Source organism: Arthrobacter sp. R-11 (genome assembly GCF_049913155.1).
In the GTDB taxonomy this organism is placed as follows: domain Bacteria; phylum Actinomycetota; class Actinomycetes; order Actinomycetales; family Micrococcaceae; genus Arthrobacter.
In genome coordinates, this window is the sequence record NZ_CP183979.1 from 1,819,255 (window position 1) to 1,843,234 (window position 23,980).

Annotated in this window: 17 protein-coding genes; 9 read left to right on the forward strand and 8 right to left on the reverse strand. The window is 68.1% G+C overall.

What is annotated here, in order from left to right; all coding sequences use genetic code 11:
* Nucleotides 1-90 precede the first annotated feature (90 nt).
* The 3 genes from sucB to ACN9M4_RS08240 form a co-directional block, all read right to left on the reverse strand.
* A complete protein-coding gene (sucB, locus tag ACN9M4_RS08230; protein WP_426303046.1) occupies nucleotides 91-1,848 on the reverse strand; it encodes a 2-oxoglutarate dehydrogenase, E2 component, dihydrolipoamide succinyltransferase in 1,758 nt (585 codons plus the stop codon).
* A 100-nt stretch (nucleotides 1,849-1,948) separates the two neighbouring features.
* Nucleotides 1,949-3,331, reverse strand: coding sequence for a dihydrolipoyl dehydrogenase (gene lpdA, locus ACN9M4_RS08235; protein ID WP_426303047.1), 1,383 nt, complete (start codon nucleotides 3,329-3,331; stop codon nucleotides 1,949-1,951).
* Nucleotides 3,332-3,561: 230 nt separating this feature from the next.
* Complete coding sequence (locus tag ACN9M4_RS08240) at nucleotides 3,562-5,088, reverse strand: leucyl aminopeptidase (protein WP_426303048.1); 1,527 nt, start codon at nucleotides 5,086-5,088, stop codon at nucleotides 3,562-3,564.
* A 253-nt stretch (nucleotides 5,089-5,341) separates the two neighbouring features.
* On the opposite strand from ACN9M4_RS08240, the gene ACN9M4_RS08245 reads away from it, so the two are divergent.
* From ACN9M4_RS08245 to ACN9M4_RS08260, 4 genes are all read left to right on the forward strand, one after another.
* Complete coding sequence (locus ACN9M4_RS08245; RefSeq protein ID WP_426303049.1) at nucleotides 5,342-6,280, forward strand: proteasome assembly chaperone family protein; 939 nt, start codon at nucleotides 5,342-5,344, stop codon at nucleotides 6,278-6,280.
* A 46-nt stretch (nucleotides 6,281-6,326) separates the two neighbouring features.
* On the forward strand, nucleotides 6,327-7,685 hold the full coding sequence (locus ACN9M4_RS08250) for an MFS transporter (protein WP_426303050.1): 1,359 nt from the start codon (nucleotides 6,327-6,329) through the stop codon (nucleotides 7,683-7,685).
* A 131-nt stretch (nucleotides 7,686-7,816) separates the two neighbouring features.
* A complete protein-coding gene (locus ACN9M4_RS08255; RefSeq protein WP_426303051.1) occupies nucleotides 7,817-9,082 on the forward strand; it encodes a DUF4192 domain-containing protein in 1,266 nt (421 codons plus the stop codon).
* 253 nt (nucleotides 9,083-9,335) lie between these two features.
* Nucleotides 9,336-10,613, forward strand: coding sequence for an RNA polymerase sigma factor (locus ACN9M4_RS08260; protein WP_426303052.1), 1,278 nt, complete (start codon nucleotides 9,336-9,338; stop codon nucleotides 10,611-10,613).
* Nucleotides 10,614-10,727: 114 nt separating this feature from the next.
* Here ACN9M4_RS08260 and ACN9M4_RS08265 read toward each other — a convergent pair whose 3' ends face one another.
* Entirely contained in the window at nucleotides 10,728-10,949 is a 222-nt protein-coding gene (locus ACN9M4_RS08265; protein WP_426303053.1) for a DUF7455 domain-containing protein, read from the reverse strand.
* A gap of 222 nt (nucleotides 10,950-11,171) precedes the next feature.
* Here ACN9M4_RS08265 and ACN9M4_RS08270 point away from each other — a divergent pair, with 222 nt between their 5' ends.
* Entirely contained in the window at nucleotides 11,172-13,280 is a 2,109-nt protein-coding gene (locus ACN9M4_RS08270; protein ID WP_426303054.1) for a DNA gyrase/topoisomerase IV subunit B, read from the forward strand.
* A 97-nt stretch (nucleotides 13,281-13,377) separates the two neighbouring features.
* Here ACN9M4_RS08270 and ACN9M4_RS08275 read toward each other — a convergent pair whose 3' ends face one another.
* Both ACN9M4_RS08275 and ACN9M4_RS08280 read right to left on the reverse strand, forming a co-directional pair.
* Complete coding sequence (locus tag ACN9M4_RS08275; RefSeq protein WP_426303055.1) at nucleotides 13,378-14,382, reverse strand: M56 family metallopeptidase; 1,005 nt, start codon at nucleotides 14,380-14,382, stop codon at nucleotides 13,378-13,380.
* 5 nt (nucleotides 14,383-14,387) lie between these two features.
* Nucleotides 14,388-14,774, reverse strand: coding sequence for a BlaI/MecI/CopY family transcriptional regulator (locus ACN9M4_RS08280; protein ID WP_426303056.1), 387 nt, complete (start codon nucleotides 14,772-14,774; stop codon nucleotides 14,388-14,390).
* A gap of 285 nt (nucleotides 14,775-15,059) precedes the next feature.
* On the opposite strand from ACN9M4_RS08280, the gene ACN9M4_RS08285 reads away from it, so the two are divergent.
* Genes ACN9M4_RS08285 through ACN9M4_RS08300 form a run of 4 tightly spaced genes read left to right on the forward strand, consistent with a single transcriptional unit; the run spans nucleotide 15,060 to nucleotide 22,284 of the window.
* On the forward strand, nucleotides 15,060-16,658 hold the full coding sequence (locus ACN9M4_RS08285; RefSeq protein ID WP_426303057.1) for a cytochrome ubiquinol oxidase subunit I: 1,599 nt from the start codon (nucleotides 15,060-15,062) through the stop codon (nucleotides 16,656-16,658).
* Between the two features lie 22 nt (nucleotides 16,659-16,680).
* A complete protein-coding gene (gene cydB, locus ACN9M4_RS08290; RefSeq protein ID WP_426303058.1) occupies nucleotides 16,681-17,745 on the forward strand; it encodes a cytochrome d ubiquinol oxidase subunit II in 1,065 nt (354 codons plus the stop codon).
* 3 nt (nucleotides 17,746-17,748) lie between these two features.
* Nucleotides 17,749-21,231, forward strand: coding sequence for a thiol reductant ABC exporter subunit CydD (gene cydD, locus ACN9M4_RS08295; RefSeq protein ID WP_426303059.1), 3,483 nt, complete (start codon nucleotides 17,749-17,751; stop codon nucleotides 21,229-21,231).
* Between the two features lie 9 nt (nucleotides 21,232-21,240).
* Nucleotides 21,241-22,284, forward strand: a complete 1,044-nt coding sequence (locus ACN9M4_RS08300; protein ID WP_426303060.1) for a GNAT family N-acetyltransferase — start codon at nucleotides 21,241-21,243, stop codon at nucleotides 22,282-22,284.
* Between the two features lie 31 nt (nucleotides 22,285-22,315).
* Here ACN9M4_RS08300 and ACN9M4_RS08305 read toward each other — a convergent pair whose 3' ends face one another.
* A complete protein-coding gene (locus ACN9M4_RS08305; protein WP_426303061.1) occupies nucleotides 22,316-23,440 on the reverse strand; it encodes an NAD(P)H-dependent flavin oxidoreductase in 1,125 nt (374 codons plus the stop codon).
* Between the two features lie 5 nt (nucleotides 23,441-23,445).
* Nucleotides 23,446-23,964, reverse strand: a complete 519-nt coding sequence (locus ACN9M4_RS08310; RefSeq protein WP_426303062.1) for a DinB family protein — start codon at nucleotides 23,962-23,964, stop codon at nucleotides 23,446-23,448.
* Between the last annotated feature and the right edge of the window lie 16 nt (nucleotides 23,965-23,980).

The following is a 23,980-nucleotide window of genomic DNA, read 5'->3' on the forward strand; positions in this document are numbered from 1 at the left end:
GGAACAGAAAAGCGGGGCGGGCTCCGGTGGTTTCCCACTGGAGCCCGCCCCGTCGTCGTTTCCGGACTGCCGTCCGCGGCGGCTGGAAGCCTAGAGGCCCAGGTCCGCCTCGAAGGCACCTTCCTCAAGGCGGGCCTTGAGGGTCTGCAGGAAGCGGCCTGCGTCCGCGCCGTCCACCAGGCGGTGATCGTAGGTCAGCGACAGGTACATCATGGAGCGGATGGCGATCGAGTCGTCGCCGTTCTCATCGGCAACCACTACGGCGCGCTTGACGATGGCGCCGGTGCCGAGGATGCCGACCTGCGGCTGGTTGATGATCGGGGTGTCGAAGAGAGCGCCCACCGAGCCGATGTTGGTGATGCTGAAGGTGCCGCCGGAGAGCTCGTCCGGGCCGATCTTGCCGTCGCGGGTGCGGCTGGCGACGTCGGCGATCTTGCCTGCCAGGCCCGCGAGGTTCAGGTTGCCGGCGTCGGAGATGACCGGAACCAGCAGGCCCTTGTCGGTGTCCACCGCAATCGCCAGGTGCTCGGCGTTGTGGTAGGTGATCTGCTGGGTTTCCTCGTTGTATTCGGCGTTCAGCTTGGGGTGCTGCTTCAGCGCTTCGGCAACGGCCTTGGCAATGAAAGGCAGGAAGGTCAGCTTCACGCCGTTCTGGGCCTGGAAGGAGTTCTTGGCCTTGAGGCGCAGCTTGGCGATCTTGGTCATGTCGACCTCGTGCACCTGGGTCAGCTGGGTGGAGGTCTCAAGGGACTCACGCATACGGCGGGCGATCACCTGGCGGATGCGCGGAGCCTTCTCCGTGGTGCCGCGCAGCGTGGAAGCCACGACCGGAGCTGCGGCCTTCGGTGCAGCGGCTGCGGCGGCCGGGGCGGCAGCGGGGGCTGCGGCCTTCTGCGCCTCAGCAGCGGCCAGGACGTCCTGCTTGCGGATCCGGCCACCGACACCGGTGCCGGTCACGGTGGCGATGTCCACGCCGTTCTGGTTGGCGAGCTTGCGCACCAGCGGGGTCACGTAGGAGGAGGATTCCGACGACGGCGCCGCGGCAGGCGCCGGAGCGGGGGCTGCGGGTGCCGGAGCGGCGGGTGCAGCGGCGGCTGCGGGTGCCGGAGCAGCAGGTGCCGGAGCGGCGGGTGCAGCGGCGGCTGCGGGTGCCGGAGCAGCAGGTGCCGGAGCGGCGGGTGCAGCGGCGGGCGCGGCAGCAGGTGCCGGAGCAGCAGGTGCTGCGGCCGGGGCGCCGGAACCGACGACGGCCAGGACCGATCCGACCTCGGCGGTTTCGTCTTCGTTGACCCGGATCTCCAGCAGGGTGCCTGCGACCGGGGAAGGGATTTCGGTGTCGACCTTGTCGGTGGAGACCTCGAGCAGCGGCTCGTCGACCTCGATGGTGTCGCCGACGGCCTTCAGCCAGCGGGTGACGGTGCCTTCGGTGACGCTTTCGCCAAGTGCCGGGAGGGTGACTTCGTGGCCTTCGGCGGCCGGGGCGGCGGCAGGAGCTTCTGCTGCAGGTGCTGCGGCCGGCGCGACGGCGGCGGGAGCCTCTTCGGCGGCCGGGGCGGGGGCTTCCTCGGCTGCGGGAGCAGGAGCGGCAGATGCTTCGGCGGCCGGAGCGGCGCCGTTGCCGATACGGACCAGGGGAGCGCCGACCTCTGCGGTCTCGTCCTCAGCGACGAGGATTTCCTCGATGATGCCTGCGATCGGAGAAGGGATTTCGGTGTCTACCTTGTCGGTGGAGACCTCGAGCAAGGGCTCGTCGACTTCCACGCGGTCACCAACCTGCTTGAGCCAGCGGGTGACGGTGCCTTCGGTGACGCTTTCACCAAGGGCGGGCAAGTTAACGGATTCAGACATGTCGTCCCCGTTCTCCTTATTGTTTTTTGTGCGGATGGGTGTTGCCTGGTTGCCCTGCGCCGGCAGTTCATGCCGGCGCAGGGCGGCTGTCTGGTGGCTGCTAGCCGTGGAGCGGCTTGCCGGCGAGGGCCAGGTTCGCTTCGCCGAGGGTTTCGTTCTGGGTGGGGTGCGCGTGGATGAACTGGGCCACGTCCTCCGGGTAGGCCTCCCAGTTGACGATCAGCTGGGCTTCGCCGATCTGCTCGCCCATGCGGGAACCGATCATGTGGATGCCGACGACGGGGCCGTCCTTCTGGCGGACTACCTTGACGATGCCGCCGGTGCCCAGGATGGAGCTCTTGCCGTTGCCGGCCAGGTTGTATTCCTGGGTCTGGACCTGGTCCTCGCCGAACTTCTCCTTGGCACCCTTTTCGGTGTAACCGACAGTGGCGATTTCCGGTTCGCAGAAGGTCACCTTGGGGATGTTGATGTCCTCGACCACCACCGGGTTCAGGCCGGCGATTTCCTCGGCGACGAAGATGCCCTGCTGGTAGCCGCGGTGTGCGAGCTGGACACCGGGGACGATGTCGCCGACCGCGTAGATGTTGCCGACGCCGGTGTGCAGGCGTTCGTTGGTGATTACGAAGCCGCGGTCGATGGTAACGCCCGCCTCTTCGTAGCCGAGGTTCGCGGTGACCGGGCCGCGGCCGACGGCGACGAGCAGCAGTTCCGCTTCGAAGGTCTGGCCGTCCACGAGGGTGACCTTGACCCCGTTCTCGTCCTGCTCCACGCCCTGGAAGAAGACGCCGGTGCTGAACTTGATGCCGCGCTTCTTGAAGGCGCGCTCGAGGGTCTTGACGATCGCCGCGTCCTCGTTCGGCACCAGGGAGGGCAGGCCTTCAACGATCGTGACGTCCACGCCGAAGGACTTCCATACGGAAGCGAACTCGACGCCGATCACGCCGCCGCCCAGCACGATGGCGCTCTTGGGGATGTAGTTCAGGGTCAGCGCCTCGTCGGAGGTGATGACGCGGCCGCCGATTTCCAGGCCCGGGAGGGAACGCGAGTAGGAGCCGGTGGCCAGGACGATGTTCTTGCCCTTGTAGGCGGTGCCGTTCACGACGACGGTATCGGTGCCCTGGAGCTTGCCCTCACCCTCGATGACGGTGATGCCCTTGGCCTTGATGAGGCCCTGGAGGCCCTTGAACTTGCCGGCGACAATACCGTCCTTGTAGGCGTTGACGGCGTCGATGTCGATGCTGTCCAAGGTGACGTTCACGCCGTACTTGGCGGCGTCGCGTGCGTGGTCGGCGAGTTCGGCGGAGTGCAGCAGGGCCTTGGTGGGGATACAGCCGTTGTGCAGGCAGGTGCCGCCGAGCTTGGCCTTCTCAACGAGGCCGACGGTGAAGCCAAGCTGTACGGCACGCAGGGCCGTGGCGTAGCCGCCGCTGCCGCCACCGAGTACCAGGATGTCGAATTCTTGCGCAGTTGCCTGATCGGCCACTATGACGCTCCCTCGCGTGAACGATGGCACGAGATAACGGGCCATCTGGTCTTGGAACAAGTTCTGCCGCGATTATGCCAGCACGAAAAGTTCTCTTGCATTTGTGACTACCGTGGTTCACCTTAGCGAACCACCTATTCATGCTCCACCCTCCGGTGCCGTTTTGGGTGGTGCTTGTGGCCAGTCTCACGTTCGGCCGTGGGGCCGGTCATGGACCGGCCCCACGGGGGCTATGCCCCTGGCTGGGAGAGCAGGTCCTCGGCGTAGGCGACGAGGGTGCGGACTGTGCAGCCCGTGCCCTGCTTGGGGGTGTAGCCGTAGGGGCTTCCGTTGTTGAAGGACGGGCCGGCGATGTCGATGTGGGCCCACGGGATCTGTTCCCCCTGGGCGTCCTTGCCGACGAACTCCCGCAGGAAGACGGCGGCGGTCATCATGCCGCCGTGGCGTTCGCCGATGTTGGCGATGTCCGCCACCTGGGAATCCAGGCTGGCGCGGAGTTCCTCCGGCAGCGGCATCGGCCACACGAGCTCCCCGGCCCGGTCGGCGGCCGACTTCAGGGCGCCGGTGACCTCGTCGGAGCCCATGACGCCAGCAGTGCGGTTGCCGAGGGCGATCAGCTGGGCGCCTGTGAGGGTGGCGACGTCGATGATTGCGTCCGGCCGCTCCAGGCTTGCGGCAACCAGCCCGTCCGCCATCACCAGGCGGCCCTCGGCGTCGGTGTTCAGCACCTCCACCGTCTTGCCGCCGTAGACGGTCAGGACATCGGCGGGGCGCTGCGCGGCGCCCGAGGGCATGTTCTCCGCGATGCAGAGCCAGGCGGTGGCCTTGACCGGCAGGCCGAGGCCGGCAATGGCGAGGACAGTATTAAGGACGACGGCGGCGCCGGCCATGTCGCTCTTCATGTCGCCCATGCCGAGGGCGGGTTTGATGGAGATGCCACCGGTGTCGAAGGTGATGCCCTTGCCCACGAGGGCGATCTTGCGGGTGGCCTTCGCAGGGGCGTACTCGACCTTGACCAGGCGGGGCTGGCGGGTGGAGCCCTTGCCGACGCCGAGGATGCCGCCGAAGCCTTCCTTTTCGAGGCGCTTTTCATCCCAGACGGTCACCTTGACGGGCAGGCCCTTGGCGAGCTCCTTGGCTGCGTCGGCGAAGGACTCGGGGTACAGGTGGCTGGGCGGCTGGTTCACCAGGGTTCGGGTGGCCTTGACGGCGCGGCCCAGCAGCACGGCACGGTCCAGCAACGGCTGGGCTTCCTTGGCGTCCACGGCGGTGTGGATCAGAACAGCAGTCACCGGGGCCTTCAGCCCATCCAGGCTGGAACGGTGCTCCGTGTAGGAATAGGAGCCCAGTGCGGCACCTTCTGCGACGGCCGCGACGTCGGCGGCATCCGCCGTCGGGAACGCGAGCGTTACGGTGCCAAGGCCCGCAAGCTGGCGGACCGCGGATCCGGCGGCGCGGCGCAGGCTCTCGCCGGTGGCGCGCCCGTTGCCGTCAAGCTTGCCGGTGCCGGCAAGCACCAGGACCGCGGAGCCGGTTTCGGGAAGGCCCGGCAGGCGGTGGACCTGGTCGCTGGCGCCGGTGACACCGAGGAGGCCCAAGGAGCCGGCAAGGACTTCAGCGGCCTTGGCGCTCAAGGGGTTGTCGAGCAGCACGGGGCCGTCCGCCCCCTGCGCGACACCGATGACCAGCGCTTCACTGGGGGACTTCTTCAGGTCCTTGGCGATGATGCCAAGGGTGATGTCTGTAGTCTTCACCACGAGGATTCGTCCTCATCTCTCTTTGCATGGCTTGGCCGGGCAGCATGTCAGGCGCCCGGTTCCGGTCGCCCCCGGGCCGTCTGGTGGACAGCTCCGGTAGGGCCTGGAGCCGCCGTGGCGGCAGTTTGATCGTAGCCGCTCCCGCACGGCGGAAAGCAATCAGATGAGATCTGCGGCACACGCGCTGCAGGAATGCGCCGCCGGCTGCAGGCGTTGTACCGGAAGAAGTTGTATTGATTGAAAGGATCCCGCCGTGTTTGAAGGTATCTCCGGCTCACTCCTTGACCCCGAATCACTGTACGCAGGCAATATCGGGCTCTTCCACAGCCCGGAACTCAAGGGCCTGAACATGCTGGTGGGCTTCACGGGTTTCGCCGACGCGGGGCACGTGGTTCAGCAGGTCAACGCCGAACTGCTCGAAGCGCTCGACGCCGAGACGGTGGCGGTGTTCGACGCCGACCAGCTCATCGACTACCGCAGCCGCCGTCCGCAGATCACATTCGTCGAGGACCACCTTGAGGACTACAAGGCGCCGGTCCTGGCCCTGTACCGCCTGCGCGACGGACTCGGCCAGCCCTTCCTCCTGCTTGCCGGATTCGAACCGGACCTGCAGTGGGAGCGGTTCGCCCGGGCAGTCCTCGGCATCGTGGAAACCCTGCAGGTCAAGCTGGTGACGTGGATCCATTCCATCCCCATGCCCGTGCCGCACACCCGCCCCCTCGGCGTCACCGTGCACGGCAACCGGCCGGAACTCGTGGAGGGCATCTCCACCTGGAAGCCGACCGTCGACGTTCCCGCCGCCGTCGGGCATGTCCTGGAATACCGGCTCAGCGAGGCCGGGCACGCCGTCGCGGGATACGTCATCCACGTCCCGCATTACCTGGCCGATGCCGAATACCCGCCGGCCGCGGTCGCTGGCCTGGAATACCTGGGAGCAGCCACATCCCTCATGCTTCCCACGGACCGCCTCCGGGAAGCCGGGCGCGAGGTGGGCCGCCAGATCGCCGAACAGGTCGAGGCATCCGAGGAAGTCAAGCAGGTGGTGGCGAATCTTGAGAGCCGTTATGACGACAAGGCCGAAGGGCAGGTCCGGCGATCGCTGCTTGCGGACGAGAACGACGAGCTGCCGGACGCCGATGAGCTCGGCGCTGCCGTTGAGGCGTACCTCGCCCGCAAGGATGCCCGACCCTGAGACTTCTTAAATCTGCTTTCTGCCTCGTTTTGGGGATAATTGAACGGTGAATGCACCCCGCGCCTGGCTCATCTGGTCGATCGGGGTGCTCGCCTATCTTGTGGCGGTTGCGCAGCGCACCTCCTTCGGCGTCTCCGGCCTGGAAGCGACTGAACGCTTCCACGCCGGCGCCGCCGCTGTCTCCTTCTTCACAGTGCTCCAGCTGCTGGTGTACGCCGGCCTGCAGATTCCTGTGGGCATCCTCGTTGACCGCTTCGGCTCCCGGGTGATGATCGCCGGGGGTGCCGTGCTGATGGGCCTGGGGCAGCTGGAGCTCGCCTTTGCCGATTCGATCGGTGCCGGTGTCTTCGGTCGTGTCCTGGTGGGTGCGGGCGATGCCATGACCTTCATCTCGGTGATCCGGCTGATTCCCCTCTGGTTCGCCCCGCTCCGGGCGCCCTTGGTCACTCAGCTGACCGGGATGAGCGGCCAGCTTGGCCAGGTGATCAGCGTGGTGCCGTTCGCGCTGGTGCTGCATTCGGCTGGCTGGACCCCCGCCTACCTGATGCTGGCCTCCTTTTCCGCACTCGCCGTCGTGCTGGTACTGGCGATGCTGCGGGACACCCCGCCGGGCCACCCGCCGCGCGACGGCAGCCAGGGCCTGCGGGCCACAGGGGTGAGCCTGGCACGGGCCTGGCGCCAGCCCGGCACCCGGCTCGGCCTGTGGAGCCACTTCACGGTGCAGTTCTGCGGCACGGTTTTCGCGATGTCCTGGGGGTACCCCTTCCTGATTTCGGCCCAAGGGACCGGTCCGGCGGTGGCTTCGGCCCTGATGGGCCTCTACGTGCTGGTCGGCATGATTGCGGGGCCGTTCTTCGGCAGCTTCGTGGCCAAGCATCCCATGCGCCGTTCGGCAATGGTCCTGCTGATTTCCGCGGCCACGGCGCTGACCTGGGCCGCGGTCCTGGCCTGGCCGGGCAGGGCGCCGCTGTGGCTGCTGGCCCTGCTCGCAGCGGTGCTGGCCGTGGGCGGGCCGAGCTCAATGATTGGTTTCGACTTCGCCCGCACCTTCAACCCCTCCCACCGGATCGGCACGGCAACGGGGATCGTGAACGTGGGTGGTTTTGTCGCGGCGCTCCTCACGATCTACCTGGTGGGCCTGGTCCTGGACCTCCTCAATGCCTCGGGATTCTCCGGCGGGGAACTCTACGGCCTGGCTCCCTTCCGGATCGCCTTGAGTGTCCAGTTCGTCTTCCTCCTGCTGGGCGGCGTGCTGATCGTGCTGGTGCGGCGGAAGGTGCGCCGGCAGATGGCGGAGCAGGGCGTCCACGTCCGGCCGCTGCCGAGAGTCCTTGCCGAGCGCTTTCGGGAACGCCGCGGGCGCGGCGGGGAACTGGACGGGAAGCAGGACAGCGCCATCCGCTGACCGTGCCGCGGCCGTCGGCGCCCACTGTGGCCGCGATGGAGTGTTCCTCCACAAGGGGCAGTGTTTGCGGCCTTTCCACATAGGCGGATCCGTCCCTGCCGTGTTCGGCGGCTGCTGCCGATGCTGGGTCCATGACAAACGAACGCATGACCATCTCCAGGCCCGAAGACATCCTTGGGTATGTCCCGCACGCCCTGGGCCTCTGGCCCGAGGAAAGCCTGGTGGCCTTGACCTTGCACGGGAAGACGCTCGGTGCGACGCTCCGCGTGGACCTGCCTCCGGATTCCGGTCCGCCGCGCCTTGCCGCCTTTGCCGAAAAGATCGGTGAGTATCTCGCCGCGGACCCCTCCGCCGACGGCGCGCTGCTTGTTGTCTACTCAGGCTCCGGCTGGGGCGACGGCACGGTCGCGGAACGGCACAGTCCGTTGTTGCGGGCGGTGGAAGAGGTGCTCGACGCCGGAGGGCTGGTCCTGCGCGACGCATGGCTGGTGGGTCCGGGGCACTGGCGCAGCGCCTTCTGCGAGGACCCCGGATGCTGTCCATGGCCCGGGCATCCCGTTGAATTGATCCACGACAGCCGGCTCAACGCCGAAATGGTGTTCCGCGGAAGCAATGTCGCAACAGGGGCGGACGATTCCTCAGGTCCGTTCGCCGGGCAGGACGAGCCGGGCCTTGCGGCGGAAGAAGCGGCAGCCATGGAACGGCTCGGGGACGCTTGGAAGGCCCGGACGTCCCTGGGGTTGATGCTCGATGGCTGGTTCCGCGTCCTGGACCGCGAGGGCGGCTCGCCGGTGCTGGGAACTGTTCCGGCAGCGTTCCTCCGGGCCTGCCTTCGCATACCGGCCTGGCGTGACGCCGTTGCAGTCGCCGCGGCCGCAGGCCGGGAAACGGCGTGTGCCGGCGCGGAAGCCTTCGGATTCTTTCGCGATGGAATCATGCCGGAGTTGCAGCTGCCCGTCGAACTGGCAGGCATTGCAGCGCCCAGGGGAGATGGAAGGGTTCGGGCGTCGGCCGAAGCAGCTGTTGCGGCAAAGCCCCGGCCGTCCCGGCCGTCCAAGGACCCTGCGGCAGTGCTGCGCTACGGGGACGTACTTCTCGGCCTGCACCCGGCCGTGCCTGACTGGAAGCGCCTCGACGCGCTGGACCGGCTGCTCGAGGACCTCGCCGCGCGCGGCGGCGGGGAAGCCAGGGCGGCGGCGCTCACCCTTCGCGGCTGGATCCAATGGTGCAGGGGAAGCGGTTCCTCCGCTGACGCCCTGCTGCGCCAGGCGGAAGCGGAAGAGCCCGGCTACCGGCTGGCGGCGCTGCTGAGCGAACTCGTACACCGCGGGACCCTTTGCGGCTGGGCCCGGAACAGGGGCGCCGCCTGGCGCCGCTTTGGAGGGGCAGCGGCTTGAATGCCGCCACAGTCTGCACAATTCGCCCGCTGACAGCGAAAAGCGTGAGACAATGTAGGCCGAGACCCGGTTGGGTCCGTGTTTCAAGTGCCCGAGGCATTCCCTCTTACCGGGAACAATTCGGTGGCGCCGGCAGTTTTACTGAGTGACTCTGCAGGCGCTGATCGCACTTGATGTTGATCGCGGACTTGACAGGGTCATAGTGGTGTTGCCCCCATGGTGATTCCACAGACCGCCGCTAGAAAGGTTTTCTGTGACCCCGTCTCCCGCCGAGAAGGAACCCGCCGCCCAGGCTGAACTGACCGCCGAAGAATCGCAGGCGGCCGCAACTGCCAAGCGTGCGGCAACACGTGCTGGCAAGGCTTCAGACGCAGAGAAGCCGGCCCCCAAGAAGCGTGGGCCCAAGCCCGGGGCCAAGGCAGCTGCCAAGGCCTCCGATGAATCCGATGCCTCCGAAGAGGTGGAGGAAGAGGACTTCGACGCTGCAGCTCCTGACGAAGCAGAGCTCGGCGAGGAGGTGGAAGAGGATGAGAAGAAGCCCGCGGGCACCGGTTCCGGCTTCGTTTACTCGGACGCCGACGACGATGACGCCCCTGTCCAGCAGGTCATGTCCGCCGGCGCCACCGCCGACCCCGTCAAGGACTACCTGAAGCAGATCGGCAAGGTCGCGCTGCTGAACGCCGAGCAGGAAGTGGACCTCGCGCTCCGCATCGAAGCCGGCCTCTTCGCCGAAGAGAAGATCAACTCCGACGACGGCTCGATGGACCCCAAGCTCAAGCGTGAGCTGGAGTTCATCATCCACGACGGCAAGCGCGCCAAGAACCACCTGCTCGAAGCCAACCTGCGTCTCGTCGTCTCCCTGGCCAAACGCTACACCGGCCGCGGCATGCTCTTCCTGGACCTCATCCAGGAAGGCAACCTGGGCCTGATCCGCGCCGTGGAGAAGTTCGACTACACCAAGGGCTTCAAGTTCTCCACCTACGCCACCTGGTGGATCCGCCAGGCCATTACCCGTGCCATGGCCGACCAGGCGCGCACCATCCGTATCCCGGTGCACATGGTGGAAGTCATCAACAAGCTGGCCCGCGTCCAGCGCCAGATGCTCCAGGACCTCGGCCGCGAACCCACGCCGGAAGAACTCGCACTGGAACTGGACATGACCCCGGAAAAGGTCGTCGAAGTCCAGAAGTACGGCCGCGAACCGATCTCGCTGCACACTCCGCTGGGCGAAGACGGCGACTCCGAATTCGGTGACCTCATCGAAGACTCCGAGGCTGTTGTCCCTGCAGACGCAGTGAGCTTCACACTGCTCCAGGAACAGCTGCACTCCGTCCTGGATACCTTGTCCGAGCGTGAAGCAGGCGTCGTCGCCATGCGCTTCGGCCTGACCGACGGCCAGCCGAAGACTTTAGACGAAATCGGCAAGGTCTACGGCGTGACCCGCGAACGCATCCGCCAGATCGAATCGAAGACGATGTCCAAGCTGCGCCACCCGTCGCGCTCCCAGGTCCTGCGCGACTACCTGGACTAGGACACCGGCCGCGCAAAACGGGCGTGGCCCCTCCGGTTGGAGGGGCCACGCCCGTTTTGCGTTTGCTTGTCCCCGCGTGGCCACCTTCAGTCCGGGCGGCCGGGGCCCTGCAGCTTAGTCGGCCGGAACGGCTTCCTTCTCGTGCAGGCGGGACGTCTCGTCGTGCCATTCAGAGGTCATGGGACGGAGAGTCGCTTCCACTGCGCGTGCGTGGTGCCCGCAGAAGAGCAGCTCGCCACCGGAGGTCTCGAGTACAACGCGGACGTACGCCTGGGCTCCGCAACGATCGCACCGGTCAGCAGCAGTGAGCGTGCGGTCTGCAACAGCTGTTGTCATGGTCGGCCTCCTTGATAGTTCTGTAGAACCATATAAGCAGCCCGAGGTACCGATTTAGCGCAAGAAAGGCTCAACTTTCGCTCAGCGCGTATCACATGTGCGTAACACCACCCGTGAGGCCGCGCTTCCCGGGTGTGGCAAGACAGCCTTGGCGGGCGGGTGCGGCTAGCCTAGGAGAAGTCCTTTTTGCCGCCCAGCCCAAACCGAAGGAGCGCCCCGCCCGTGGCCCCGAGTTCTGAATACACCGCCCGGCACCTCTCGGTCCTGGAAGGACTCGAAGCGGTCCGCAAACGCCCGGGCATGTACATCGGTTCCACGGACTCGCGCGGCCTCATGCACTGCCTGTGGGAAATCATCGACAACTCAGTCGATGAGGCCCTCGCCGGTTTCGGCCACGACATCAGGGTCATCCTGCACGCGGACAACTCGGTGGAAATCCACGACGACGGCCGCGGCATCCCGGTGGACGTCGAACCCAAGACCGGGCTGAGCGGCGTCGAGGTCGTCTTCACGAAGCTGCACGCCGGCGGCAAGTTCGGCGGCGGCTCCTACACCGCTTCGGGCGGCCTGCACGGCGTGGGCGCCTCCGTCGTCAACGCCCTTTCCAGCCGTCTCGACGTCCAGGTGGACCGCGGCGGCAAGACGTACCAGATGTCCTTCCGCCGCGGCGAGCCCGGACGCTTCAAGGACGGCGGCTCCAAGCCCAGTCCTACCGCGGACTTTGAACCGTTTGTCGACAACTCGGTGCTCGACGTCGTCGGCAAGGCAAAGCGCGGTGTCACCGGCACGCGCATCCGCTACTGGGCGGACCGCCAGATCTTCACCCCGGACGCCAAGTTCTCCTATGAGGACCTGGGCGCCCGCGCCCGCCAGACCTCGTTCCTCATCCCGGGCCTGAAGCTGACAGTGCGCGACGAACGGCGCCTGGCCGGCACTCCGGGCCAGGACGGCCCGCATGAGGAGGTCTTCCACCACGACGGCGGCATCTCGGAGTTCGTCGACTTCCTCGCCGCCGACACACCCGTCACGGACATCTGGCGCCTCCACGGGGCGGGCAAGTTCAAGGAGACCGTGCCGGTCCTGGACGACAATGGACACAGCACCATCGCCGAGGTCGAACGGGACTGCGAAGTGGACGTCGCCCTGCGCTGGGGCATCGGCTATGACACGACAATGCGCAGCTTCGTGAACATCATTTCCACCCCCAAGGGCGGCACCCACCAGGCCGGTTTCGAGCAGGCTCTCGTGAAGACCTTCCGCAAGGCCGTCGAGTCCAATGCACGCAAGCTCAAGGCCGGCAACGACAAGATCGAAAAGGATGACATCCTGGCCGGCCTGACCGCCGTGCTGACCGTGCGCCTGGCAGAACCCCAGTTCGAGGGGCAGACCAAGGAAATCCTGGGCACCTCGGCCGTGCGGTCCATCGTGGCCAAGGTGGTGGAGCAGGAGATCACGGCGCGGCTGAACTCCAGCAACCGCAACGACAAGGCGCAGTCCACGCTGCTGCTGGAAAAAATCGTCAGCGAGATGAAGTCGCGGATTTCGGCGCGGGTCCACAAGGAGACCCAGCGGCGGAAGAACGCCCTGGAAACCTCCTCGATGCCCACCAAGCTGGCAGACTGCCGCACGGACGACGTCGCACGCTCGGAACTGTTCATCGTGGAGGGCGACTCGGCGCTCGGTACCGCTAAGCTTGCCCGCTCCTCGGACTTCCAGGCGCTGCTGCCGATCCGGGGCAAGATCCTGAACGTCCAAAAAGCCTCGGTCGGGGACATGCTCTCCAACGCCGAATGCGCCGCCCTCATCCAGGTGGTGGGCGCCGGGTCCGGGCGCAGCTTCGACATCGACGCCGCCCGGTACGGCAAGGTGATCCTGATGACCGACGCCGACGTCGACGGCGCCCACATCCGCACGCTGCTGCTCACCTTGTTCTTCCGGTACATGCGGCCCATGGTCGAGGCCGGGCGCGTGTTCGCCGCCGTCCCGCCGCTGCACCGCGTGGAGGTCATCAACCCCGGCCAGAAGGCCAACGAGATGATCTACACCTATTCCGAGGCCGAGCTGCACGCGCTGCTCGCCAAGCTGGCCAAGGAAGGCAAGCGCTACAAGGAGCCGATCCAGCGCTACAAGGGCCTTGGCGAAATGGACGCGCAGCAGCTGGCCGAGACCACCATGGACCCGCGGCATCGCACCCTGCGCAAGGTCGGGATCGAACACTTGGAACAGGCCGAGAAGGTCTTCGACCTCCTGATGGGCTCTGACGTCGCCCCGCGCAAGGAGTTCATCATCGACGGCGCCGCCCGCCTGGACCGGGAACGCATCGACGTCTGATTTCCGGTGGACATGTCCACTCCTGGGATCCGTGAGTGGAGATAGTCTGTTATGTCCACTCTTCGAGCCAGCCGCCGGACATGTCCGGAGGGTGGAGTCAGCCGAGCAGGCCCGGCACGACCAGCAGCGCCGTCGGAGCTGCCAGCAGCAGGGCCGACGCCGCCAGCACCAGGGTGCGATAGGCGGGCCTGAGTGGCGGCTCAGGGGAGAGCAGGCGGCTGACGCGGGACGCCGTCGTACGCGGTGAATCGGCCCCGCCCGCCCCGCTGAAGCTCCCCGTCCCGCCGAAGGCGCTGTCGCTGCCCGCCTGCCCGGGCGAGGCGAGGGCCGGCCGGGCACTAGCAGACCCGGTGGAACCGCCGGCCACCAGTGCGATGGCCTTGATCAGCGTGGCTTTGCTTTCGCTGCGCAGCGCGACGTCGTCGGCCAGCATTTCGATCAGGGAGTTCACGGCGAGCTGGGCGTAGCGGGTGGTGGGGAACCAGGGCAGTGCCTGGCGCCAGGCTGCGAAGGCCCAGAGCAGGAGGTCGTGGCGCTGGCTCAGGTGGGCGTTTTCGTGGATCAGTACCGCACGCAGTTCCGCCGGCTCGAGCCGCGCCATGAGGCCGTCCGAAAGCACCGTCACGGAGCGGGCGCCGCCGGGAAGGCAGTAAGCAACGGGTGAGTCGTGGTTGATCACCACGGTGCCCGGGCCGTCGCCGGAGGGCGAGGCAAGGAGCGCCAGCAATTCGCGGTGGCGCCTGCGCTGGCGTTCGATCTTGACATAGGTCAGCAGCAGCGTGAACACGAGATGGGCGCTGAGCAGGGCCGCCGCCGAGAGGGCGAACAGGTGCCAGAAGCCAAGCGCCGTAGTGGGCTCGTTGTGCAGGACCATGCCGGCCAGGGCGCGCAGGCCCGCGATCAGGTTGTCACCGATCGGTTCGAGTCCGTAGACCAGCATGGCGCCGATCATCGAGAGGCCGCCGGCCAGGGCGATGGCCTGCCACAGGACCATCGCAGTGAAGGGTGCCCGGGCCGGCCAGGCGGCACGGGAGAGGAGGACGGGTACCGGCCAGGCCAGTACCAGAGCAAGGACCGCCAGAAAGTATGAGGTCCAGAACATGGGAGCTAGTGTTCGCCGAGCAGTTTGCGCAGCGTGGCCGCTTCACTTTCGCTGACGGAGCCGATGAAACGGGCAAGCACCGCTTCGCGGTCAGGGGCGGACCCCAGGACCTCGTGCATGAGTTCCGCGGTGTGGTCTTCCCTGCTGGAGACCGCCTGGTAGCGGTGCGGGCGCATGCCGCGTTCGCGCTCCACGAGGCCCTTCTTTTCCAGCCGGGACAGGACGGTCAGGACGGTGGTGACTGCGAGGTCCTTGCCTTGGTGGCCGGCGTTTCCGCCCTCGGCCTCCGAATCGCGGGCCAGCAGGTCACGCAGCTTATTGGCGGTTGCCGCCTCCTGGCCTGCCCAGAGCAGATCCATCACTGCCCGTTCGAGTTCGCCAAGACTTGCCATCGTTACATCCCTGCTTTCCGCACCCAATGGCCGTTCGGGCCAATGCGGGGTGCGACGATCCAACATTCCGGTATCAAATCTATCGCTTTTCGGGCCGCGGTTCTACGTGAAGTAGAACATACGGCGTGGCGGACCCTTGCGGGGCTCAGGCGCCGCTGGAAAAGTGTGAGCAGGGGACGCCGGTTTGTTCTCCCCAGTTTTGTTCTACACTGTGTAGAACAAATGGTTTTCTACGAAATGTAGAAGAAGCGGGCCGCTCTGCGGTCAGCCGGACAAAGGACAGCCATGGACGCCTTGGAAATCGCACGTTGGCAATTCGGGATCACCACCGTCTACCACTTCATGATGGTTCCCCTGACGATCGGCCTCGGGCTCGTCGTCGCCATCATCCAGACCCTCTGGTACCGCACGGGCACGCCCGAGTACCTGCGGATGACCAAGTTCTGGGGCAAGCTTTTCCTCATCAACTTCATCATGGGCGTGGCCACCGGCATCGTCCAGGAGTTCCAGTTCGGCATGGCCTGGAGCGAGTACAGCCGCTTCGTGGGCGACGTCTTCGGCGCCCCGCTGGCGCTCGAAGCCCTGCTGGCGTTCTTCGTGGAGTCCACCTTCCTGGGGCTGTGGATCTTCGGCTGGAAGCAACTCAAGCGCGGCGTCCACCTGGCCTGCCTGTGGATCGCCGTCATCGGCTCGCTGTTCTCGGCCTACTTCATCATCGTGGCCAACTCCTGGATGCAGCACCCGGTGGGCGTGGAGATGATCGACGGCCGGCCCGTCATGACCGATGCCTGGGCCGTCTTCACCAACAACACGGCGCTCGTGGCCGTTCCGCATACGCTCTTCGGCGCGCTCGGCGTGGCAGGTGCCTTCCTGCTCGGCATCGCCTGGTACCACCTGTGGCGCCGCCGCCACGACGGCATCGACACCGTAGGCAAGGACGGCCGGCTCGTTCCCGGCAATGCCGCCATTCCCGGCCGCGACAAGGCCGACTACACCGTGTGGATCCGTTCGCTGCGGATCGGCGCCGTCGTCGCGATGATCTCCTTCGCCGGCACCGCGTTCACCGGCGACCTGCAGGGCAAGCTCATGTTCCAGCAACAGCCCATGAAGATGGCCGCCGCCGAGGCCGCCTGCCATGACGGCACAGGCTTCTCCGTGCTCAGCGTCGGCAACGTCGGCGCCAGGAACTGCGATGACGTCGTGGCCGTGATCGAGGTGCCGGGCATCCTGTCCTTCCTGGCCAAGGGCGACTTCACCACCGAGGTCAAGGGCGTGAACAGCCTCCTTCCCGAATACCAGGAGAAGTACGGCACCCACCTGCCGGACAGCCCGCTCTACGGTGACCGCGCGGGCAAGGAAATCCAGTACGTGCCGGTCATGGAGGTGACCTACTGGGGCTTCCGTATGATGATCGGTTTCGGCGGGCTTGCCGCTTTCGCCGCCCTGCTGGCCCTCTGGGTCACCCGCAAGGGTGTTGTGTCGCAGTCGCGCTGGCTCATGCGCCTGGCCGTGCTCGGTATCCTCGCCCCGTTCGGCGCCAACTCCGCCGGCTGGATCTTCACCGAGATGGGCCGCCAGCCGTTCGTCGTGGCACCGAACCCGGATCCCTCCGGCATCGACCAGGTGTTCATGTTTACCGCCGCCGCCGTCTCGCCCGGAGTTTCGGCAGGCGAGCTCATTACCTCGCTGGTGGTGCTTTCCTCGATCTACGCCGTGCTGCTGGTGGTCGAGGTGCGGCTGCTGGTCAAGTACGTGCGCGGCGGGGTGGCCTCCGCAATGCCGGAGCTCGCGCACGCCAAGGACGGCTTGGATAAGGACAAGAAGGACGACGGCGGCACCCCGCCGTCCGCGGGCGGCGACGACGTGCTGGCTTTCGCCTACTAGGAACTGCAGAGGACTTACGGACATGGAACTGTTGCCCACCATCTGGTTCATCGCGATCGCCGTCCTGTGGACCGGCTACCTCTTCTTGGAGGGATTCGACCTCGGCGTCGGCATGCTCATGAAACTGTTCGCCCGCAACGACGCCGAACGCCGGGTACTGCTCAACACCATCGGCCCGGTCTGGGACGGCAACGAGGTCTGGCTGCTCACCGCCGGCGGAGCCACCTTCGCGGCCTTCCCGCTCTGGTACGCTTCCCTCTTCTCCGCCCTGTACCTGCCGCTGCTGCTGGTCCTGGTGGCCCTGATCTTCCGCGCGGTGGCCTTCGAATACCGCGGCAAGGTGGATTCCGCTCGCTGGCGGGCCGGCTGGGATTGGGCCATCGCGCTGGGCTCCTTCTTCGCCGCCTTCGGCGTCGGCGCTGCCCTGGCCCTGACCACCACCGGGCTTCCGCTGGACGCCAATGGCGACCGCGACGGCGGCCCCTTCGCCTGGTTCAACGGCTATGCGGTGCTGGGCGGACTCGCCGTCGTCGTCTTCGCCCTGGTGCACGCGCTCGCCTTCCTTGCCCTGAAGAGCGACGGCGAGGTGCGGCACCGCGCCCGCCGCACCTTCGTGCGCTGGGTTCCCCTCGCCGCACTGCCGATGCTCGCCTGGTCCGTTTCCGTGCAGCTGATCGACGGCAAGCCGTGGACCTGGGCGCTGACCGCCGTCGCCGCCTGTGCCGCGGCCGCCGCCTGGTGGCTGGCATCCAGGGGCCGCGAAGGCCGGCCGTTCATGGCGCTCGCGCTGTTCATCGCGGCGTCCGCGGCCTCGATCTTCGGGGCGGCCTACCCGGTGGTGCTGCCGTCCACGCTGAACCCGGCATTCAACCTGACCGTGGCGAACGCCTCCTCTTCGGACTACACGCTCGGACTGATGAGCATCGCGGCCGCCTTCGGGCTGCCGCTGGTGGTCGCCTACCAGGCATGGACCTACTGGGTGTTCCGCCGCCGGGTCAGTGTCGACGTCATTCCTGCCGCCCACGGGTTCCTTCCGGCCATCGCCTCCAAGGTGCTTGCCGGCGGCTCCGATAAGGCAGGCAGTTAAGGCATGAAGCCCGCACTGCCCTCCGGCCCGGCTACCCGCTCCGCGCTGTACCTGCTGGGCCTGCTCTCGGCGCTCAAGGCACTGTCACTGGTGCTGCTCGCCCAGGCCATCGCCTCGCTCCTGGCCGGCCTCGCCGGCGGGAGCGGGGACTGGCGGGAACAGCTCGTCTGGGGTGCCGCCGGTGCGGTGCTGAGGGCCGCGGCCGTCTGGGGGCAGGCAGTCGCCGCGCGCCGCGCTGCGCTCGGCGTCAAGGAGGAACTGCGGGCCAAGCTCCTGGAGCACGCCCTCGGTGGCGGGGGAACCGGGGCAAGCAAATTGCCGAACCTTGCCGGCTCCCTGAATGACGGAGGCCTGGCGATCTTGGCCACGCGAGGCCTGGACGCCCTGGACAACTACTACACCCAGTTCCTGCCCGCCCTGCTCAACTGCGCCGCCATTCCGTTGCTGCTGGGTGCCCGGATCCTGTTCGCGGATTGGGTGAGCGCTGTGGTGATCGTGCTGACCCTTCCCTTGGTGCCTCTGTTCATGGTGCTGATCGGCAAGCACACGGAAGACCGCGTCCGCGAAGCACAGGCGACGCTCCGGCGCCTTTCCAACCACATCCTGGAACTTGCCAAGGGCCTGCCGGTGCTGGTGGGCCTGGGGCGGGCCGCAGAGCAGCAGGCGGCCCTCGAAGACCTCTCCACGGAGTACCGCTCCCGCACCATGGGAACCCTGCGCACGGCGTTCCTGTCATCGCTGGCCCTGGAGCTGATTGCAACGATTTCGGTGGCCGTGGTGGCGGTATTCATCGGCGTCCGGCTGGTCTCGGGCGACATGGGCCTGGAAGCCGGCGTGCTCGCCTTGATCCTCGCTCCGGACTGCTACTTGCCGCTGCGCGAACTCGGAACCGCCCACCATGCGAGCGAAGAAGGCCGGGAAGCGCTCGCCACGAGCAGCGCGGCCCTGGCTACCCCTGCGGGTCGCCGCTTTGGCAGTGGCCCGGACGGAACCGGCCCGGATGGAAACAGCGCACACGGAAGCGGTGTGGAGGGAAACAGCGCGGCGCTTACCGTCCGCGGCCTCGCGGTGCGTTACGCCGGCCGGCCGCACGACGCCGTCGGGCCCCTCGACTTCGAAGCACCCGCCGGGCTTGTCACGGCGCTCTCGGGCCCCAGCGGAAGCGGAAAGAGCACCGTGCTCGGGGTGCTGGCCGGGACCGTGCGGGACGGCTCGGCTGCCGGCGGGACCGGGACCGCGGTGCGGGGGACCCTCAGCGGGCCCGGTGCCGGGAAGCTGGCCTGGGTGCCGCAGCACCCGGCGATGCTGGCGGACACCGTGCTGGCCGAGGTGCGGCTGTACCTTGAAGTGCCGGCAGACGGGACGCCCGTTAATGGAGCGCGGCCAAACGGAGGCCTGGGCAGCGCGGATGAGAGGGCCCTGGACTGCCTGGCCCGGGTGGCGGCCGCGCATCTGGCGCTCAAGCACCCCGCCGAACTCAGCCCGGGGGAGCTGCGGCGGGTGGCGGTAGCCCGCGGCCTGGCCCGGCTCGAGGCAGGCGCCACAGTGCTGCTGCTTGACGAACCCACTGCGCACCTTGACTCCGTCACCGCCGATGCCGTGCGCGCCGCCATCACCGGCCTGCGAGGCAAGGCGACGGTCATCCTCGTGGCCCATGACGCGGCGACGCGCGGCCTCGCGGACCATGTCGTGGCTCTGGGACCGTCAAGCGGCGGCGCAGGCACAGCGAGGCCGGAAGCAGCTGCAACGGAAGCACCAGCAACGGAGCGGGCACCGCAAACCGCCGCACCCGGATCGGATGCCGGGGAGCCGGCCACGGCCGACGGCCCGGGCCCCGTGAAGGCACTGGCCCGGATCCTCGCGCCGCTGGGCTTCCGCTTCGCGGGAGCCGTGCTGCTGGCTGCCCTCGCGGCGCTGTTCGCGGTGGCACTGTCCGGCCTGTCCGGCTGGCTCATCATCCGCGCCAGCGAACAGCCGCCCATCCTCTACCTGCTGGGCGCGATCGTCGGGGTCCGGTTCTTCGGCATCGGCCGGGCCGTGCTGCGCTACTGCGAACGCCTGGCGGTCCACGACCTGGTCTTCGAGGCCATGACACGCCTGCGCGGCGTGCTCTGGGCCTCGCTCAGCCAACGCGCCCTTTCCCTGCGCCGGCTCCTGCGCGGCGGCAACGTCCTGGGAACAGTGGTGGACGACGTCGACACCCTCCGCGATCTGATCCCGCGCGTCGTCCTTCCACCGCTGTCGGCGCTCGCCGTGGCAACCGCGGCAGTTACCGCGACGGCGATGCTGCTCCCGGCGGCCCTGACCGCCGTCGTCGTGACCGCGCTGGCCGCCCTGCTGCTCGCGCCCCTGGCGGCACTTCTCGCGGACCGCAATGCGGCCCGTGCCGAACAGCGGTTGCGCTCCCTCGTACTCCGCGATGTCGCCGCGGCGCTGGACACCCGCGCCGAACTGGGCGCCAACGGGGTGGCGGGTCCCGTGCTGGCTTCCCTGGCCGCCGGGGACCGCGCCGCCACCGCTGCCGCCCGCCGTGCGGCCTGGGCCGAGGGGCTCGGGCAGGGGATCGGGGTGCTGGCGTGCACCCTGGGTGCCCTCGCCGCCGGCCTGGCCGGTGCCGGGCCCGTGGAGGCGGGAAGCTCCGGTGCAGCCGTGCTGGCCGTGATCGTGCTGATGCAACTGGCGCTGGCGGAGCACTTCGGCGCCGTGGTTCCCGCGGTGCGCCAGGCGCCGGCGCTGGCCGCCGTGCTGCGGCGCATTGCTGCAACGGGCGGGCTGGACAAGCTTGCCGAAACCGGCGTCACCACGGTTCCCATGCTGCCGGGGAACCGGGCCGGCCTGGAGCTGCGCGGCCTGGAAGCCCGCTGGCCGGGCGGCGGGCCGGTGTTCAGCGGGGTCGACGCCGACGCCGGGCCCGGCCGCTGGCTCGCCGTCACCGGGCCTTCCGGGGCGGGCAAGTCCACCCTGCTGTCGGTGCTGCTCGGCTTCCTGCCGCCGTCGGCGGGCACAGCCAGGCTGGGCGGGAAGGCGGCCTGGTGCCCGCAGGAGGCCCACCTGTTCGACTCGACCATCCGGGGCAACCTCCTCCTGGCCCGTCCGGCCGGAAACAAGCCGGACGAAACACAGATGCGCCAGGCGCTGGCCGCCGTCGGACTGTCCACCCTCCTGGCCGTCCTGCCTGACGGGCTGGACAGCAGGATCGGGCCGTCCGGTTCCTTCCTGAGCGGCGGCGAACGGCAGCGGCTGGCCATGGCGCGCACGCTCATCAGCGGCGCGGACGTGCTACTGCTCGACGAGCCCACCGCGCACCTCGACGCCGGCACCGCCGCCGCGATGATGGCCGAACTGCGGGCAGGGCTGCAAGACCATACGGTGGTGCTCGTGACCCACGACCCCGCGGACATCCGCCCCGGCGATGAACTCCTGGAGCTCGCGGCCGGAGGTGTACCGGCGAACCAGGTGCTGGTGAAGCCTGCTACCGCTCAGTAGCCTAGGGGGATGACCGAGCTTCCTGCGCCTCTTCCCAAAGCCGTTCCGCTGCCCGATCCGCAAGCAACCGGCCTCCAGTGGCGGGCCGTGGGAACTGCCGACGTCGAAGCCTGGGCGGCGCTCATAGCCCGCACGGCCGCTGTGGAACAGCCCGTCTGGTACGAGAGGGCCGGCGACCTGGAACAGATCCTGCAGTCGAGCAAGAACGATCCTGCGGTGGATACCGTGCTGGGCCTCGACGGTGACGGCGTGCCCCGCGCCTACGGCCGGATAGCCAAGAATCCCGACGGCGACAAAGCCGTCGGTTTCGCCTGCGTGGATCCGCTGTGGCAGGGCAGGGGGATCGGCACCGCGATCCTCGCCTGGCAGGAGGGGCGCACCCGGCGCCGTTTCGCGGAGGACCCGGGGCGGCACGGCTCGCCGCCGGAAGCGGCACCCGTACCGCGGCTGCGCCTGTACATGGAAGAGAAGATGTCGCACCAATCCGCCCTGTTCGGGGCCGAAGGCTTCGACGTGGTGCGCTGGTTCAACGAAATGCACCGGCCCCTGGACGGCGGCCTCCCGGACATTGCCCTGGCGCCCGGCTTGGAACTGCTCACCCTGGAACCCGGGCTGCACGAGGCCGTGCGGCTGGCCCACAATGACGCTTTCCGGGACCACTGGGGCAGCGAGCCGCGGGACGAGGAAGCCTGGCGTTTCGCCATGCAGGACCCGCTTCACCGGCAGGACCTCAGCACCGTGGTCCGGGACACCGGCACCGGGGACATCGCCGGCTACCAGATCGCCACCTTCGACCCCGATGCCGCAGCGGCCCGCGGCTACAAGGAGGGCTACACCGAACTGCTGGGCGTGCGGCGGCAGTACCGGGGCCGGGGCGTGGCGAGCAGCCTCCTGGCCGATGCGATGCACCGCTTCGTGGCGGCCGGCATGGACGTTGCCTCCCTCGATGTCGATTCGGAGAACCCCACCGGCGCCCTGGCCCTGTACCTGAAGATGGGCTACACCGCGGTCAATCGCAGCATGGCCTGGGACAAGGTCCTTCCCGCGGAGTAGGCGGCCCGTTTCTGGTGCGGGCCTTGCCGGCTCAGCCGCGGCCGAGCCGCCCGAGCACCTCACCGGCCCCTGCGATGATCCGCTCCACGAGGCGGCCGGCGTCGTACTCTCCGGCAGGGCGCTCTCCGGAGGCACCCTTTCCGGAGGCGCCGATCAAGGGGCTCGCCTGTCCGGCCCACAGGGACATCAGCCCGGTGTTGCCGCGCTTCCCGGCCTCCGGCCGGAATTTCCCCGTGAGCCAGTTCTGCACCGGGAACGGCGCATGCGCGGATGGGTCCGGCAATTCCGTGATGATGCGGTTCGGAATGCCGCGGGCGAGCCTGCCGCTCAGGGCTCGCGTGAGGACGGTGTGGGCGGTGTCGGGGCCGCGGAGTACCGCGCGGTAGGCGGGGACCGCGGCGGACTGCTCCGTGGCGAGGAACGCCGAGCCGATCTGTACCGCATCCGCGCCGAGGCATAGTGCCGCCGCGAGGCCACGGCCGTCGGCGATGCCGCCGGCGGCGACGACCGGAACGTCCACGGCGTCGGCCACCTGCGGAACGAGGGCCATCGTTCCCACCAGGGACTCTTCGGCGGGACGCAGGAAGGACACCCGGTGGCCGCCGGCCTCCATGCCGGTGGCGACCACCGCGTCCACCCCTCCGCCGGCCAGCGCAACCGCTTCCTCCACCGTGGTGGCGGTCCCGACGACGACGATTCCGTTCCGGTGCGCGGCTTCCACCACTGCGGGTGAGGGCACCCCGAAGACGAAGCTGAGAACGGCAGGCCGTGCCTCGATGGCCGCAGCGATCTGTTCCTCCACATCCGGCAGCCACGAATCCGGTTGCTCCGGGAGCTCCAGTTCGAGCTCTTCGAAGTACGGGCGCAGCACCTCACGCCAGGCGTTGAACTTTTCCGCGTCCGGGCGCGGTTCCTCTTCGCCGGGAACCGGGAGCCACAGGTTGAGGGCGAAAGGCGCGGGCGTCGCCGCCTTGAGGGCCTCGGCCGTGGCGCTGATCCGGGCGGGTTCGTAGCCGTACAGGCCGAAGGAGCCCAGCCCGCCGGCGTTGCCGACGGCAGCGGCAAGTTCCACCGAGGAGACGCCGCCGAACGGTCCAAGGACGATCGGCAGCCGGGTACCGAACAGCCGGGTGGCTCGCGTGTCTGTCCAGGCCACGCCGCTCAGCCCTTCACGTCGTGCAGGTGGTGGACGACGTCGTGCATGAAGTAGCGCGAAAAGGTGAGCACAGTGAACTCGGAGCCGTTGCTGCGGGTGCCCGTGCGGGGCCACTGTCCTTCCGTGACGCCGGCGAAGGAAGCCGCGACCCGGCGGCCCTCGGCCTCCAGTTCGGCGGCCACCGTGGCCGGATCAGCGGTGGCGTAACCGCCGTCGATGGCTGCCTGGTCCTGGTCCCAGTTGGCGAAGCGGGCGCCGTCCTCGCCCAGCATGAGGTGCAGGCGCTGCTCGAAGAGGCTGAAGACGTCCCGTACGTGGCAGGCGTACTCCAGCGGGGACCAGGTGCTGTCGTCCGGGCGGACCTCCGCACCGGGGCGTTCCAGGACGGTCCTCCAGCGCGGCAGCATGTCCAGCACCGTACCGGACACCGTTGCGGGGTTCACCGTGGCGGGCTCGAAACCACATTCCGGGCAGGGCTTGTGAAGGACCCAGGTCCAGTCTTTGTCATCGGCAATGATCGGCATGCGGCCAGTCTACGGC